This window comes from Halobacillus litoralis (assembly GCF_020524025.1).
In the GTDB taxonomy this organism is placed as follows: domain Bacteria; phylum Bacillota; class Bacilli; order Bacillales; family Halobacillaceae; genus Halobacillus; species Halobacillus litoralis_D.
In genome coordinates, this window is record NZ_JAIVKN010000001.1 from 1128979 (window position 1) to 1143796 (window position 14818).

Annotated in this window: 13 protein-coding genes; 6 read left to right on the forward strand and 7 right to left on the reverse strand. The window is 40.4% G+C overall.

Going from position 1 to position 14818, the window contains the following annotated elements:
* Nucleotides 1–153 precede the first annotated feature (153 nt).
* Nucleotides 154–1200 (reverse strand): dipeptidase, encoded by a 1047-nt coding sequence (locus LC036_RS05995; protein ID WP_226579548.1) that lies wholly within the window; start codon nt 1198–1200, stop codon nt 154–156.
* 473 nt (nt 1201–1673) lie between these two features.
* On the reverse strand, nt 1674–2201 hold the full coding sequence (locus LC036_RS06000) for a DinB family protein (protein WP_226579551.1): 528 nt from the start codon (nt 2199–2201) through the stop codon (nt 1674–1676).
* Nucleotides 2202–2811: 610 nt separating this feature from the next.
* Here LC036_RS06000 and LC036_RS06005 point away from each other — a divergent pair.
* Both LC036_RS06005 and LC036_RS06010 read left to right on the forward strand, forming a co-directional pair.
* The gene (locus tag LC036_RS06005) at nt 2812–3954 is read left to right on the forward strand and encodes a glycosyltransferase family 4 protein (protein WP_226579554.1); all 1143 of its coding nucleotides are present in this window, start codon (nt 2812–2814) and stop codon (nt 3952–3954) included.
* A gap of 406 nt (nt 3955–4360) precedes the next feature.
* Nucleotides 4361–5803, forward strand: a complete 1443-nt coding sequence (locus tag LC036_RS06010) for a DHA2 family efflux MFS transporter permease subunit (RefSeq protein WP_226579557.1) — start codon at nt 4361–4363, stop codon at nt 5801–5803.
* Nucleotides 5804–5910: 107 nt separating this feature from the next.
* Here LC036_RS06010 and LC036_RS06015 read toward each other — a convergent pair whose 3' ends face one another.
* The 4 genes from LC036_RS06015 to LC036_RS06030 all read right to left on the reverse strand — a co-directional run bounded on the left by LC036_RS06015 (nt 5911) and on the right by LC036_RS06030 (nt 9954).
* The gene (locus tag LC036_RS06015; protein WP_226579560.1) at nt 5911–7023 is read right to left on the reverse strand and encodes an NAD(P)/FAD-dependent oxidoreductase; all 1113 of its coding nucleotides are present in this window, start codon (nt 7021–7023) and stop codon (nt 5911–5913) included.
* Between the two features lie 119 nt (nt 7024–7142).
* A complete protein-coding gene (locus LC036_RS06020; protein WP_226579562.1) occupies nt 7143–7868 on the reverse strand; it encodes a GntR family transcriptional regulator in 726 nt (241 codons plus the stop codon).
* A gap of 184 nt (nt 7869–8052) precedes the next feature.
* Nucleotides 8053–9366 (reverse strand): cytochrome P450, encoded by a 1314-nt coding sequence (locus LC036_RS06025; protein ID WP_226579565.1) that lies wholly within the window; start codon nt 9364–9366, stop codon nt 8053–8055.
* A gap of 102 nt (nt 9367–9468) precedes the next feature.
* The gene (locus LC036_RS06030; RefSeq protein ID WP_226579568.1) at nt 9469–9954 is read right to left on the reverse strand and encodes a DinB family protein; all 486 of its coding nucleotides are present in this window, start codon (nt 9952–9954) and stop codon (nt 9469–9471) included.
* Between the two features lie 108 nt (nt 9955–10062).
* On the opposite strand from LC036_RS06030, the gene LC036_RS06035 reads away from it, so the two are divergent.
* Nucleotides 10063–10248, forward strand: coding sequence for a hypothetical protein (locus LC036_RS06035; RefSeq protein ID WP_226579571.1), 186 nt, complete (start codon nt 10063–10065; stop codon nt 10246–10248).
* A gap of 319 nt (nt 10249–10567) precedes the next feature.
* Here LC036_RS06035 and LC036_RS06040 read toward each other — a convergent pair whose 3' ends face one another.
* Nucleotides 10568–12043, reverse strand: a complete 1476-nt coding sequence (locus tag LC036_RS06040; RefSeq protein ID WP_226579574.1) for a UDP-N-acetylmuramoyl-L-alanyl-D-glutamate--2,6-diaminopimelate ligase — start codon at nt 12041–12043, stop codon at nt 10568–10570.
* 359 nt (nt 12044–12402) lie between these two features.
* Between LC036_RS06040 and LC036_RS06045 the strand changes: the two genes are divergently transcribed.
* The 3 genes from LC036_RS06045 to LC036_RS06055 all read left to right on the forward strand — a co-directional run bounded on the left by LC036_RS06045 (nt 12403) and on the right by LC036_RS06055 (nt 14709).
* On the forward strand, nt 12403–12852 hold the full coding sequence (locus LC036_RS06045; RefSeq protein WP_226579577.1) for an ASCH domain-containing protein: 450 nt from the start codon (nt 12403–12405) through the stop codon (nt 12850–12852).
* Nucleotides 12853–13155: 303 nt separating this feature from the next.
* On the forward strand, nt 13156–14154 hold the full coding sequence (gene sppA / locus LC036_RS06050) for a signal peptide peptidase SppA (RefSeq protein WP_226579580.1): 999 nt from the start codon (nt 13156–13158) through the stop codon (nt 14152–14154).
* A gap of 12 nt (nt 14155–14166) precedes the next feature.
* Entirely contained in the window at nt 14167–14709 is a 543-nt protein-coding gene (locus LC036_RS06055; RefSeq protein WP_226579583.1) for an RDD family protein, read from the forward strand.
* The last annotated feature ends 109 nt before the right edge of the window (nt 14710–14818 follow it).

The window sequence follows — 14818 nt, forward strand, 5'->3', positions numbered from 1 at the left end:
GCGAATTTCATAGGATTTCTTAATTAACGAACACTAAATGAACCTATTTTAGAGTTATTGATTTTGAATCACTGTTTAAAGCCAAACGAAAAACAGCTCCTGACTTATAAGTCAGGAGCTGTTTTTTCTATAACCCGTTCTCCTTCACTTCGTTTATTTCCATGTATCCCCCAGCACCCGCAGCCAGTTTTTATAAGTCAGCAAATCTAATTCTTCATCCGTCCAGCCTTTTTTCTTCAGTAGTTCCAAAAGACGCGGAACTCCAGTTACATCTTTCAAATCCAGCGGTATACGAGTGCCATCAAAATCCGATCCAAGAGCTACATGTTCAATACCCACGCGTTCAGCTATATAATGGATATGCCTGGTGATTTCTGTCAAAGGTGCGCGTTCATTATTTTTCCCATCAGGAGAAACCATATTTGGATTGATACTATATGTCACTCCGATGAGTCCGTTTGAATCGGCAATCGCATCTATTTGTTTGTCCGTTAAGTTTCTTGTTACCGGACAGATCGCATGGGCATTTGAGTGAGTGGCCACAAGTGGAGCGTGACTTAGTTTCTGAACATCCCAGAACCCTCGTTCGTTTAAATGGGATAGATCAACCATAATGCCCAGTTCGTTACAAGCGGAAATGAGATTTCTTCCAGCAGGGGTCAGACCAGGACCTGTGTCTGGGGAAGAGGGAAAACGGTAAGGAACTCCCTCCCCAAAGATATTTGCCCTGCTCCACACAGGACCAAGGGATCTCAAACCAGCTTCATAATATACATATAGAGCGTTTAAGTTCTCATCAATACCTTCCGCTCCCTCTATATGTAAAATCCCGGCCATTCCTTTACCTTTTATAGATTTTTCCACATCTTCAACTGTGCGTGCTATGTTAAATCGACCGTTTGACTTTCTTTCAAGCTCTAAGAAACGGCCAATCATTTTAATCGTGTAATTCGAGGCATAACTATAGGTTAACGGCTTAGGAAGTGGCTTTTCATAACCTTTTGAAGTGGTGAAAGCAACAGGTGTTGGGTCGGTGAAGGGGTTCGGGCAGAAAACAGCAAAAAAACCAGCTGCAAAACCTGCTTTCTTTCCTCGCGGCCAATCGATATGGCTGGAATTTATCCCCTTAAAGAAGTCCTCAACTCCATGATCCAGCTGCATTAATGTATCATTATGTCCATCTATAAAACGGTAAGTCATCACTAAATCCTCCTCACTTTACTCGTCTGCCTATTTTTTTGCCATCCCTTTACCTTTCTGCCTACAAACTAAAGATAAAAAGATTTCACAAGGGTCTTATTTATCTGTTACGAATCTTTAAACTAAAACAGTGTTTTTACTACCAGAACTGGTATGCAGTATATGCTGCAGGCTTAACAACTAAAACATGCTTAACTTACATAAGGTCAAAAGAAATGCCCAGTCGTTTCAACCATGATAATAAAACGTTTGGATTAAATGTCAGCTATGAGAACAGCTTTTCAAATAAAAGAGCCTGGCACTAGGACCAGGCTTTAAAACTGAAGGCGCTCATTGATTAAAGTAGCTTTACTCTTCAATGAAGCCTTTCATAAATGAACTTATACTAAAGAGGTCGGTAAAACGAAATACTTATAATCATTATTTCTATCAACAATTTTAGAGAATATACTCATACCACCTGTAGGAGACTGTCAGGTTTGGACAAGTCCTTCCTTACGCTGACGTATCATTGATCGTATTTGGCCACGGTGATTAATTTCATCTTCCATCACGTGAAACCAAAGGTAATAAGGGTTGTATTTGACCCCGTTCGGCCATGTACGCTCCTCATAAAGCCAGGCGTCATCTTTCTCCTTTAACAACTCGAGGGTTTGATCTCTTGTGAATTCCAATACGTCCAGATAGTCATCAATCGAGGACGAATGAATGTTCATGCGTGCAGTTTCTCCAAGTTTCAAAGCGGCTCCCCATTCGGCCAGTTCTTCCTCTGTTAAATCTCTTTCTTCAAAACTAATAACCTGATGGACATATTCAATCGCTGCAATATGTGAGAGAAGCGCTCCAATGGAGTTTCCACCGGCATCACAGGTGTCAAGTTCTTTCTTAGTTAAATCTGCCACTTCCGCAATGGTCACAGCTCGAGCATGTTCAAGCATGCAAACAAGTTCACCAATTTTATCGGTAAACCCTTTTTCGGATTGAACTTGATAGGAAATCATTAGGCTTCCCCCTTTTATTTTTTTACAAAATATCAGGTTTTGAAAGAAATTCTTTCAATATATCACCTGCTACTTTTACCTATTCGACAATAGGAGGGATATCCCTTCCCTCTAAACTTGAAATCATCGAATTTTGTAGATATTTTTGTTGTTTAAAGAAGATGAAATGACGGTATATCTTAAGTATTAATAAAACGACCATGTCTGTTCGTCAAATCCCATCAAGCTTACCAAAATCATGAGGAGGAAATATTATGAAAATCAAAGCAGGTATCTGGAAGAAACTGACTAACCAGGATAAGATGATTCTATTAAAAGCTGTCAGTCAACAATCATACACTAAAAAATCGGCGTAAAACTACACACCCTCTCATTAACTTCTCTTCTCTATACCAATATACTCACAATCACGCACACCACTTATTCCCCCATAGTAATACTTGACAAAAACCTGCAATTGCAGGTTTTTTGTCGTGCACTCATCTATTAACAATTTAAGCTTTCCGCTGTTATCCCCATCCCCCCTTTGTCATAAACTTTATTCAGATGAATAGATAAGTAGCGAAGGGACAAAGAATTCAGTTCTTATACAGGTAAGAGGGGGAGAAAAATGAAAGTAGCTATTTTTACAGACACCTATACACCACAGGTCAATGGAGTAGCGAAGACACTGGAAAGATGGACGAAGTATTTAAAAAAGCAGAACATTGACTATCGTTTATTCACACCTCATATCAGAGGCTGTCATAGTAATAGTGAGGAGATCCGCACCTCTTTAAGTCTTCCATTCTGGCTATACCCTGAATGCCGCCTGGCTCTGCCTAAACCTTCAAAAATCAGAGCAGCTCTGGAAGCCTTTCAACCTGATTTAATTCATATCGTCACTCCTTTTACCATGGGATTAACTGGCCTGTATTTTGGAAAGAAGATGGATATTCCAATGGTGGGTTCTTATCATACGCACTTTCACCAGTATTTAGACTACTACCGCTTGTCCTTCTTATCCCGCTATAATTGGAAATATATGAGATGGTTCCATAAATCTTTTCAAATAACGTTTGTTCCATCAGAGGAAACTCGACGCCATTTAGAGACCCAGGGGTTTATGGATATTAAATTGTGGAAACGGGGCGTTGACAGTTACTTTTTTCATCCGTATCAGAATGAGGAATCCATACGAAGAATTTATAAAATAGAAGAACCATATATACTGAGTTATGTAGGAAGACTTGCACGGGAAAAAGGACTGGACGTTTTAATGCAGACTGCAGAAAAACTTCCCCATTCTATCAAACAAAACGTACACTGGATAATCGTTGGAAATGGTCCAATGTATAGAAAACTAAAACAAAATGCTCCAACCAACATGACATTCACGGGCTATCAAGAAAATGAAAGGCTGAGTCAAATCTATGCTTGCTCGGATCTTTTTGTCTTTCCCTCTGCTACTGAGACGTTCGGGAATGTGGTATTGGAATCGCTGGCTTCGGGTACCCCTGCCATCGTTGCGCGTTCAGGTGGTGTACAGGAAATTGTCCAGGATGGAATTACCGGCTATTTGTGCGAAGCAGAACAGTCTGACAGCTTCGTTTCAGCCATCTCTACTCTGCTTTCCCAACCGGCACTTCGTAAAGAAATGAGCAGGGCTGCAAGAACATATGCTCAATCTCAACGGTGGGATCTTATCTTTGATCAGCTGTTATTAGATTATCAGGAAACGGTTCAAGTCTATTCATTGGATAAGGACGCTTGATTGCAAGACTGCGGTTATCGTGAACATTTTGTTTTATCAAATGGGGCAATAATGTCCAAACATCCTAAAAATAAGCGATGTTTAAAATGTTTCTATGATATCCTTTACCATCCAAGGACTCTGTTTTTAGTGTTTAATTGGAAGATGGTGTATCTTCCTGTCGGGGATTCGATGTACTTTTACGATGTGGGATGAAATGAAAGTTTCTATTCATTATTTAAGTTCCTCGAAGGGCCCGCCTTTTTTGGGTGAGATTAATTCTGATTCTTACTTTTGCAGGACAACTTAAATTCTTTTCACAATTTAAGTTTACATAATAATATGCATGTATACTTAGTTTTAATTAGTTGTCCCTCCTCCTTAAACAAGCGTATAATGATAGATTAGTTGAAAGGGGGAGAAGAGCATGCCTTTAAAAAGTACAAATAAAGTTCTGATAGCTGCTATTTTACTTGCTGGCTCTTTTATTACCATTTTAAATCAAACCTTAATGATTACAGCCATACCTCCAATTATGGATGAGATGAACGTTACTGCGAACTCTGCACAATGGCTGACGACAGTGTTCATGCTTGTAAATGGAGTAATGATTCCAGTCAGTGCTTTTCTAATCGAACGTTTTACAACTAGACAGCTGTTTCTCGCAGCTATGGGTATTTTTTCCGTAGGTACGGTCATTGGAGGAATAGCCCCCAACTTTCCTTTCCTTCTTCTCGGGCGCGTCGTTCAATCTGCCGGAGCTGGTGTAATGCTGCCCTTAATGCAGACAGTCTTTTTGATGATCTTCCCCGTAAATAAGCGTGGCGCTGCAATGGGTTATATTGGGCTTGTCATTTCTTTTGCACCAGCGATCGGTCCTGCTCTCTCTGGTTGGATAACTTCTGAATATACATGGCGCTATTTATTTTGGTTGATTCTACCTTTGACGATTATCATTATGACTGTTGCGTTTTATGTATTAAAGAACGTTACGGAGCTTACGTATCCAAAAGTCGATCCTGTTTCTATTATTTTGTCATCCATAGGTTTTGGAGGACTGCTTTATGGTTTCACGCTCGCAGGTAATCAAGGGTGGACAAGTGTCGATACTATCGCTGTATTAGGAATAGGGGCAGTTACCCTGACGATATTTATCTTACGCCAACTCACTATTAATCATCCAATGCTTGAGTTCCGAGTATTTAAATATCCGATTTTTTCTATTACAACCGTCATTGCAATGATAGCCTTTTTAGGACTTATCGGTTCAGAAACGCTAATCCCTCTTTATATGCAGAACATGCGTGAGTTCAGCGCTTATGAATCAGGTCTGGCTCTTTTACCTGGAGCAGTTATTACTGCTTTCATGTCACCTGTTACAGGGAGAATCTTTGATAAAATCGGAGCAAAACTGCTCGCTGCCGTAGGACTTTCCATCATCACGGGGGCATCACTTGCTTTTTCTTTTTTAGGGATTGAAACCACCTTTACAACCATTACTGTTCTGTATGCTATTCGTATGTTCGGTTTGTCAATGGTAATGATGCCCGTTACAACCGCTGGACTTAATCAACTGCCTAAGAAGTTAATTCCACACGGAGCTGCTATGAGTAATACGATGCGTATGGTGGCCGCTTCTGTGGGAACAGCGGTTCTTGTTACCATTATGACTACAACGACTGAAACAGCCCAAAACAATCCTGCTATAGATTCGCCAGGTATCTATGGTGTGAATATTGCTTTCTTTGTAGTAACTGCCTTATCTCTTGTCGGTCTTGTACTCGCGTTATTTGTAAAACGTACGTACCCACCTGACGAAGAACCTGAAAGAGCGGAGAATGAACAGGACCGCCAAGCGAGTCACGGTTAATTGAAAAATTACTATTAGATTAAAAAAAGCTTCCTAATAAGGAAGCTTTTTTTAATCTTTTGGTTGAATTACATTAATAGAGCATACAGAAAAGTCTGCTTATCTATTCATGTGAAAATATGGTCTGGTCGATAGTTACTTAAATTGATTTCTGTTTCCTGCTGAACAGCTAGTGCAGCTAGTTGTGATCCAACATATGGACCGCTCGTTAAACCTGAAGCGCCAAGTCCATTCGCGACTAAGACATTCGTAAACCCAGGCACACGGCCAATCACAGGAAGAGAGCCGGGGGTGAAAGGACGAAACCCTACTTTTGTTTCCAAATAAGATGCATTGGAAAGGCCCGGGGCTACACGCAGAGCTTTATCCAATAACTGATGAACAGAACCAATAGTCACACGAGAATCAAAAGAGGCGGACTCCTCTTTCGTAGCCCCTACAACAATTCTCCCACTGCCGAATGTAAGCATGTAATGGTTGAACGGCGGCAGCATCACAGGCCAGTTGGCGGTATCATAATCAGGCATCTGTAAATGAATGATCTGAGCTTTTTCAAAAGTGACATGAGAACGGACTCCAATGAGTTTAAACAACTCGTTGGTCCATGCCCCGTTTGTTACAATTACCTGATCAGCAAAATGAGGATGACCGTTTACAGAAACTCCTTCTACTTTTTCCTGCTGATATAGTAAAGATGCATCTCCTGTGATTATTTCGGCCCCATGCCTTTGTGCAGCACGTAATAGTGAGGCTGCCACCGCCGCTCCATTTACACGAGCAGCCCCGCTGATATGAACGGCTCCATACTCTTCAGAAACTGGCGGAAACAGCTTTTTCGTATCCTCCGGGGAGAGTTTAGTGACATCGCCCATTTCAGGAGTTTCAACCTGTCTTTTTTGGGCTACTTCCATTTTACGGTCCAATTTTTCTTCAGTATCAAATATATTGATTGCACCAACCTGGTGATAGCCTGTTTCCGTTTCGCCCTCAGCTCGAAGTTCTTCTATTAAATGAGGATAATATTTTGCGCCGGATACAGCCAGCTTGTACCAGGATTTATTGCTGCGATTTGTGAGCCATGGACAAACAATGCCCGCTGCATTTTTTGTTGCCTGGCCAGCCTCAAGACGATCGATTATCAGTACTTTTTCCCCTCTTTTTGCTAAATGAAAAGCGGTCGATGCTCCTAAAATTCCTGCTCCAATAATAATATGCTTCATATATATGACACCTGCAATTACTTATATTTTTACCACCCTATATTTTAACCAAATGTCTGTAAGAAATATAGGGTGCAGGGAAAAGGACAAAAGAAAAACATTTTCTCATACACTTCTTTTTACGTTCTGTAAATATCGCTAATAAATTTGTATCGATCCGCCCGATATGAAGATTTGACAACTTCAAAGGGTGTGCCGTCTGCTAATTGGCTGATTCTCTCCATATAAAGGACTGCCGAACTGGGGGGTATCCCCAGCATGTCCACCTGCTCTTCATCGGCGATGGTTGCTTCTATAACTTGAGAGGCTTTATGGATCTTGTGGGGCTGCTGTTGCTCAATATAATGATACAACGAACCCTCCACAGCTGTTTTCGTTAACTCAGGGAAAAGTTCTAGCGGGATATATGTCCGTTCGTATGCCATAGGCTGTTCATCAGCTAAACGAATACGGTGGATGTCATAGACAAAAGCTCCAGCTTCTAAATTCAGTTTTTCCATTACATCTTTAGGTGCATGGATGACGGAGAAATCAAGCAATTGACTACTTGCTGCCATCCCACGTCTGGACATATCTTCTGTGAAACTCGTCATTCCGCTCAGTTTCTGTTCAATCTTCTCTTCAGCAACAAACGTCCCCTTTCCTTTCTCACGATATAAACGGCCGTCCTGGACAAGGTTATTAACAGCCTGTCTAACTGTCATCCGGCTGACTTCATATTGTTCACTTAATTCCCGCTCAGATGGAATAGCCTCTCCCTCTGCATATAAACCTGTTTCAATCTTCTGCTTAATATCTTCTTCAATCTGATAGTAAATGGGCAGTGGTGAACGTTTATCGATCATCTTTTCAGCTCCCCTCTCCTTTCCACCTATAATCATACTGATTATAAGTTTTAACAATTTCGTTCATTTGTCTATCTATACCATACTAATCCTATTGATACCAGACTTCTATTTAAGTTATCACCACATCATATAGTTGTCTATACAGATAAAAACAAAGCCCCCTGTATGGGCGCTTTGTTTTTTACAATTTCCTTTTAGCTAATACCCACAGACCTTCTTTGGGACGCAGAGTAATTAATGGATCTGGTGTGACAGATAGTTTTGAAGATAGAGGTGAGAATTGAATCGATTTAATCATTGTAGAAAGAATAACAAGCATCTCCACTATGGCAAAATGCTGACCAATACAAATGCGGGACCCTGCTCCAAAAGGCAGATACACAAACTCAGGTACTCCAACCGGCTTACCATTTTCAAATCGATCAGGAATAAAGTCATCTGTATAGTCGAAATACCTTCTGTTCCTATGCATAGCATAAGGGCTGATCATAAGAGTTGATCCTTTCTTGACATAGGTCGAACCAATATTTACATCCTCCTGAGCTTGTCTCCCAAAAAGCCAGGCTGGAGGATAAAGTCTCATACTTTCAAGAATGACTTTTTTTGTATAAGTTAACGCTGTCGCTTCCTGGTAGGTTGGAAGGTCCCCCGACAAGACATCTTCCACTTCTTCTACTACTTTTTCATAAACGTCCAAATGGTTCATTAATAGATAAAGGGTCCAGGTTAAAGTGACAGCTGTCGTTTCATGACCAGCTAAGAATATAGTCATGACTTCATCACGAAGTTGTTGGATAGACATTGAACCTTCCCCTTTCGCCCGGGGATTTTTAAGTAAACTTAACAAGCTGTCATTTCCCTCTGAATGCTGTTCGATAATATGGTCCACCATTTGATTTAAGTCACCGACAGCTTTATTAAAAAGTCTGTTGTTCCCAATATTTAATCCTTTTGGGGACTTCCATATTGTACGTATGCGTTGAACAGCCACCTCCATGGCTGTTTCTAATGGCTTACCAACCAAAGCATCCCCATTTTCTACCATGGTTCCAAACATTGTTTTCACTATCACCTGCAATGTCAACTCCATAAAATCCTTGGAAATAGGACGCGCTTTATTATCTGTCCAGTCATCGATTTTCCCCTTGGTACAATGCGCCATATCTTCAACATATGTTTGAATATGCTTAGGGGTAAATAATGGCTGAATATGAGACCTCTGCTTCTTATGAAACTGTCCTTCACTTAAGAGGAGACCCTGTCCTAATATTGGCTCTAATTCCTTAAATGGTTTTGATTTATAGAAATAGTCAGCCTTTCGAATGAGGGTTTCTTCTATTAAGGCTGGATGCATCAACAGGTATACAGGTCTATGAGCAAAACGAAAGCGTAATACGGGTTGCTGTTTCTCTTCCATTACCTTTAAGAAAGCGATGGGATCTTTCTTAAAGGCTGGAAGCTGTCCGAGCGGCGATCGACTTTTTACTTTTGTCATAATAAAACCCCCTCGTACATTTCTCTTAAAGCGTACGGGGGGACTGGTTTATTTATTCGTCTTCTTAAGTGAATGAAGCAAAATGGTGAATACCTTTATTGTTTAAAAAAGGGCTTTAATCCCCTGCGCCCTTTTCTGGGCTGAAATGGTTCCCTGATGAAGACCTTCGTGCCAAAGACTAAAATTAACCACTTCATCCAGTGTTCTAAAGACAACTCCACCTCCCAAATCAAAAGGCTTTTCCCCTTCTTCATCTAAACGACCTTGAAATTGATGAATCATTCGTTCCGTCTGCTCTTCAAGGTATCCTCTCAATTCTATTAACGAAGGAACGTTCTCCGGCCACTCTTCCGGGGATGTGCCTCCGTTGAATAAAGAAAGATAGGTTTTGGGGAGCTCAGGATCTTCACCTAAGAATCGCTGCAATAAATTCTCCTGGGAAACATAAATATGACCAAGGTTCCAGCGGATATTATTTAAAAAACCCTGGGGCGTTTGACCAGCCGCTTCTTCCGTAGTCGCATCTAAAGCCGCTAATGTCCGTCTTCTCACGAATCGCATGTGTTGAAATAAACTTTCTTCTTTCATATCGTTTCCTCTCCCTATTAAAATATTGTAGTTTCATTCAGTTTAACATGAACGAAACGTTTGAAGTGTGTTAGTCTATACGTGGAAATCATTAAGGGGGAGATGACGGTGAACGAACAGTTAAAAACGGGCACTGCCCTAATTGCCAGTTTCTTATTATTAGTGGTTGGAGCCTTTCGGATCTTTACAGATCAACTTGAAGACATGTCGTTAATAGTCGCCTACATATTTGCTTTTTCGGGCCTTATCGGAGTCATTACAAACGGATGGAAATGGAAAACTAATAAATACTAATTTCTCTTTGGACTGCAGACATTCCTTTTTTCAATCTGTTTGTTTCATAAGGTTAATCCTTCCGAACTTTAACAGAACCCCTTATTTGTGATGGTAAAGAGTTAATTCTTTTCTAAAGCAAGTAGTTTTCTTTTCCAAGTGGCGAAACGATTATACATCATTGGTTTAATTGTTGAATTCATAGAAGTTGTTCATGCTATATTCTGAGGTTAACATCTAAAGTAAGAAATCTCCCTTAGAAGAGCAGTCAAAAAGAAGTTCATAGTCCCTCCTCCATAGAAAGTCAGACGACTCAAGCTGAGCCGTCTGACTTTGGACTTTATAATAAGCTTTCCCTTGTCTCAAAGCTTTTCCTCTCAGACTGAATGCGCTCAACTGTATCCTCGTCGGATACAGCAGAAAGTTGAAACCGCTGCTGGTAAGATTCATGACCTTTACCCGTAATTATGACCCAATCGCCCCGCCGACTCTCTGCAATGGCTTCCTGAATAGCGAGGGTACGGTCAGGAATGATACGGCCTTTACCATTCCCATAGTTTGTCTGAAGAGACTTCAAGGTTTCTACCATATCTTCATAACTTATAGAATTCAAGTCATCAAGCGTTAGAATATAAACATCACTCATGGCTGCAGAGGTATCCAGGATAGCTTTCCTCTTACTCTCATCCCTATTTCCTCTGAACCCGAATACATGAGTGATTGATTTAGCTCCCTGATTTTTAGCTGCCTGAAGAACATATTCGATACTGTCGGCTGTGTGAGCATAATCTATAACCGCTGTGACTCCGCTTTCTAAAGCATAGGTCTCAAATCGCCCTCGAACCCCTGGAAATGAATCCAGGCTGACTTGAATTTGATCCGGCGTACAACCGAGCAGATTGGCGGTCATATAAGCTTGGATCGTATTATACATATTGTGGATGCCGTAGATGGGGGTAAATACCGTCTTCTCTTCAAATGAGGATTTAATAACAGCAGACGTATTATCAATCGTATTTATTACAAAATCACACGCTTCTTCTCTGCCCAGGTTGTAGTGAGTAATCTCCTCTGTTTCCAGTAGTTCGTGAAGCTTGTATCCCCAATCGTCATCGGTATTGATAACAGCCCGGCCACCTTCTTTCATCATGGAAAATAGACGTGCCTTCGCATTGAAGTATTCTTCCATACTGGAATGGTAGTCTAAATGATCTTGAAAAAGGTTGGTAAAGACGGTGACATCAAACAATATGCCTTCTAATCTGTATTGTTCTAATCCGTGGGAAGACACCTCCATAACCACAACTTCGTCTTCGCTTTCATAAAGAAGCTTTTGCAAAGTGAGTGCGCCGGGTGTTGTCTGTATACCTGGTACAGCTTCCCCATTAACAATATAGTCAATCGTGCCAAACAAGCTGCATGAATAACCATTTTCTTCAAGCACATGTTTAATCATGTGGGTCGTAGTAGTTTTTCCATTTGTCCCAGTGACCCCTATAACAAGCTTGTTTCTTGAAGGATTATCGTAATACGCGCTGGCCAGCCGACCTAATGTTCTTCTTGAATTGTCCGTCCGAATATACGGAACTGGAAGATGTATTGATTCCATCTCACCGACGACCAGGACGGCTCCTTTGTTTATGGCTTCTTCTATAAAATGATGTCCATCCACCTGGTATCCAGGAACAGCGACGAAAACATCACCTTCTTTAACTTCGCTGGAGTTATCGGTGATACCTTTCACTTGCAGCTCTTTATATTGTTCTGATAGTTGTTCGCTGATCGGAATGTCATCTAAAAGTTGATGTAGCTTCAAAATCTGTATACTCCTTTATATTAGATTGATACCACGTGCCCAATTTTAACGGTTTTTTAATCGGAAAGATGCCTTTTGTCTCTATGTAAATAAAATTTAATATCTCACCCTATTTCTTGGAAATAAAATTCCACGTGTATCTATTATACGTAATGGTCATGTAAAACCTTTTAGCGCTGTCTGCATCTTTTCATTATTTTATAGAATCGAATTCCTCAATCAGTCCGTTTTTCTGCTGCCCGTATTGAACCAATAGAAAAGGGCTCAAATTTTTCTCATAGAGATTTAGAATATCTCATATCCATAAATTCCATAATAAAAGGATAGTATGAATTTCATTAAAACGAAGGATGATTCGAATGAATGAAAAAGCTGAAATATACTGGAATACTTATTGGAAAGGAAAAGTTCAACCATCAACAGTTTCTGCCTGGGCGTTTGGTGATGATCCTGACAAACTGGCCCGGCTTGCCATTGATGGAGTTAAAACAGCTACTTGTTCAGCAAAGAAAGCATACGAAATAGAAAATGAACTTCTACCTAAAGAGGGGGAGTACAGCATTATCTTAAATAAGAAAGAGGATCCTGTTGCAATTATAAAAACATCAGCAGTTGATATTACCCCATTCAATCAAGTAACCGAAGAATTTGCAAGAGAGGAAGGAGAAGGAGATCGTTCTTACCAATATTGGCGGGAGACCCATATAGAATTCTTTAATAATGAAGCAGAAGAACTTGGTTATACGTTCAGCGAAAGTATGCCTCTAGTCTGTGAGCGATTTCAGCTGATCGATGTAAACCAAGATTAATCACCCTGCCTGTTACTGAAAATGTCATGAAAGAGTTGGAAGTACACAGTACTCTTTTCTTTTAGAACACCAGAGTCCGTTTACATCTGAGAGCAAGCGTTCAACCCACCTCCGCTCATTTGAACTGTATGTCTTACTGAATCTGGAACCTTTCATTCATGGATGGTCTATATACGCAATAAAGAAATAATTATATAGATGAAATTTGAAACCTTCCCAATCTTTATACGTAATACGTAATGTTCAGAATAGAATTATATGGTAAAGTGAATCTCTGAGCACCTACAAGAAAGGAGTTTACATATGAATAAAAGAATTACAGCAAGTGTGATTGCCGCAGCAATTCTCATCGTCGCTATTGTTTTTCAAGCAGCTGGTTCGTTCATATCGAATGAGGAAGATGAAAACAATGCCATGTCTATTTTCTCAAACAGCGAAAAACTAGAAGAGAAAGTGGTAGAAAAGGGATCCGGCTCAAACCGAATCGTTGAACTAAACCTAGAGGGTACAATTATGGACAGTCCAAGTACCAATACCAATCCATTTAGCAGCGCTGGATATCAACATGATCGTTTTATGAAGAAATTAGAGGCTATAAAAAATGACCCTTCCATCAAAGGCATTCACTTATATGTCAACTCACCTGGAGGCGGTGTTTATGAAAGTGCTGAAATCCACGACAAACTTCTGGAAATTAAAGAAAAAGACAAAATCATCTTTGTTTCCATGGGGAATATGGCAGCTTCCGGGGGGTATTATGTTTCTGCCCCGGCAGACCAGATCTTCGCAGCCAATGATACATTCACCGGATCTCTTGGCGTAATTATGCAGAGTGTTAATTATCAGGAGCTTGCTAATGAATATGGGGTTAAATTTAATACCATCAAAAGTGGTGAATTTAAAGATATAATGAGCCCTACTAAAGAAATGACCGAAGCGGATCGTGAAATTCTACAATCGCTTGTAGATGATTCTTATGACCAGTTTGTAAACGTTATTGTCAATGGGCGTAATATGTCTGAGAGCCGGGTTCGTGAACTAGCTGACGGACGCATATATTCAGGGAAACAAGCCGTAGAAAACGGACTTGTCGATAAGATTGGTTTCCGTGAAGATACATTAGCTGCCTTAAAAGAAGAAATTGGCGGAGATCCTCAGGTTTTTCAGTATAAAAACAATATCTCATCCATTCTTAACCTTCCGCTTGCCCAGAACCTGATGCCAAATAGTGAAATCCGCTATATCGAGAGGCTGATCAGCGAGCGCCAAGGTCCTACATTGATGTATATGTATACAGAATAAGGAGGGGTATATATGGAAACAACGGATCATTCCTACAGCTCGAGCAGCCTTACTTCTACAGCTGCCAAACATAAAGATGAACTTCAAAAATTGATTTTTGCCGGCTTCGGTTCCCGTTTTGCAGCCTACATCATTGATTTGATCGTCATATGGAGCCTTAATACAATCGTTACAAGGCCGCTTCTCAGGCTGATGAATATTGAAAACGCTCAACTCTGGATCCCTATGTTGAGCGCTGAAAATATTACAACATCCATTATCTTTTTCCTATATTTTATAGTGCTGACAAAATATTTTCACGCAACATTAGGAAAAATGATCTTCGGTCTTACTGTCATATCTTTCAAGGGTAACACGCTCACAAACGGACAGATCATTTTCCGTGAATGCATTGGTCGATACATCAGCATGGCAGTTCTTGGCATTCCCTACCTTGTCGTTGCCTTTACAAAAAGACATCAGGGAATCCACGATTTGTTTGCAGATACATCGGTGATCAAGAGTAAATTCATCGAATTTAACGAGTCTTTAGAAGAGCATCCAGATACGATATAGAGAAACGCCTGCTTCCTTCACATAGGAAGCAGGCGTTTTTTATTTATTTAACGGGACGGATCCTGTTTACCAGTACCATTTGTTTCGCCTTTTTCACGGCGCAATTGGT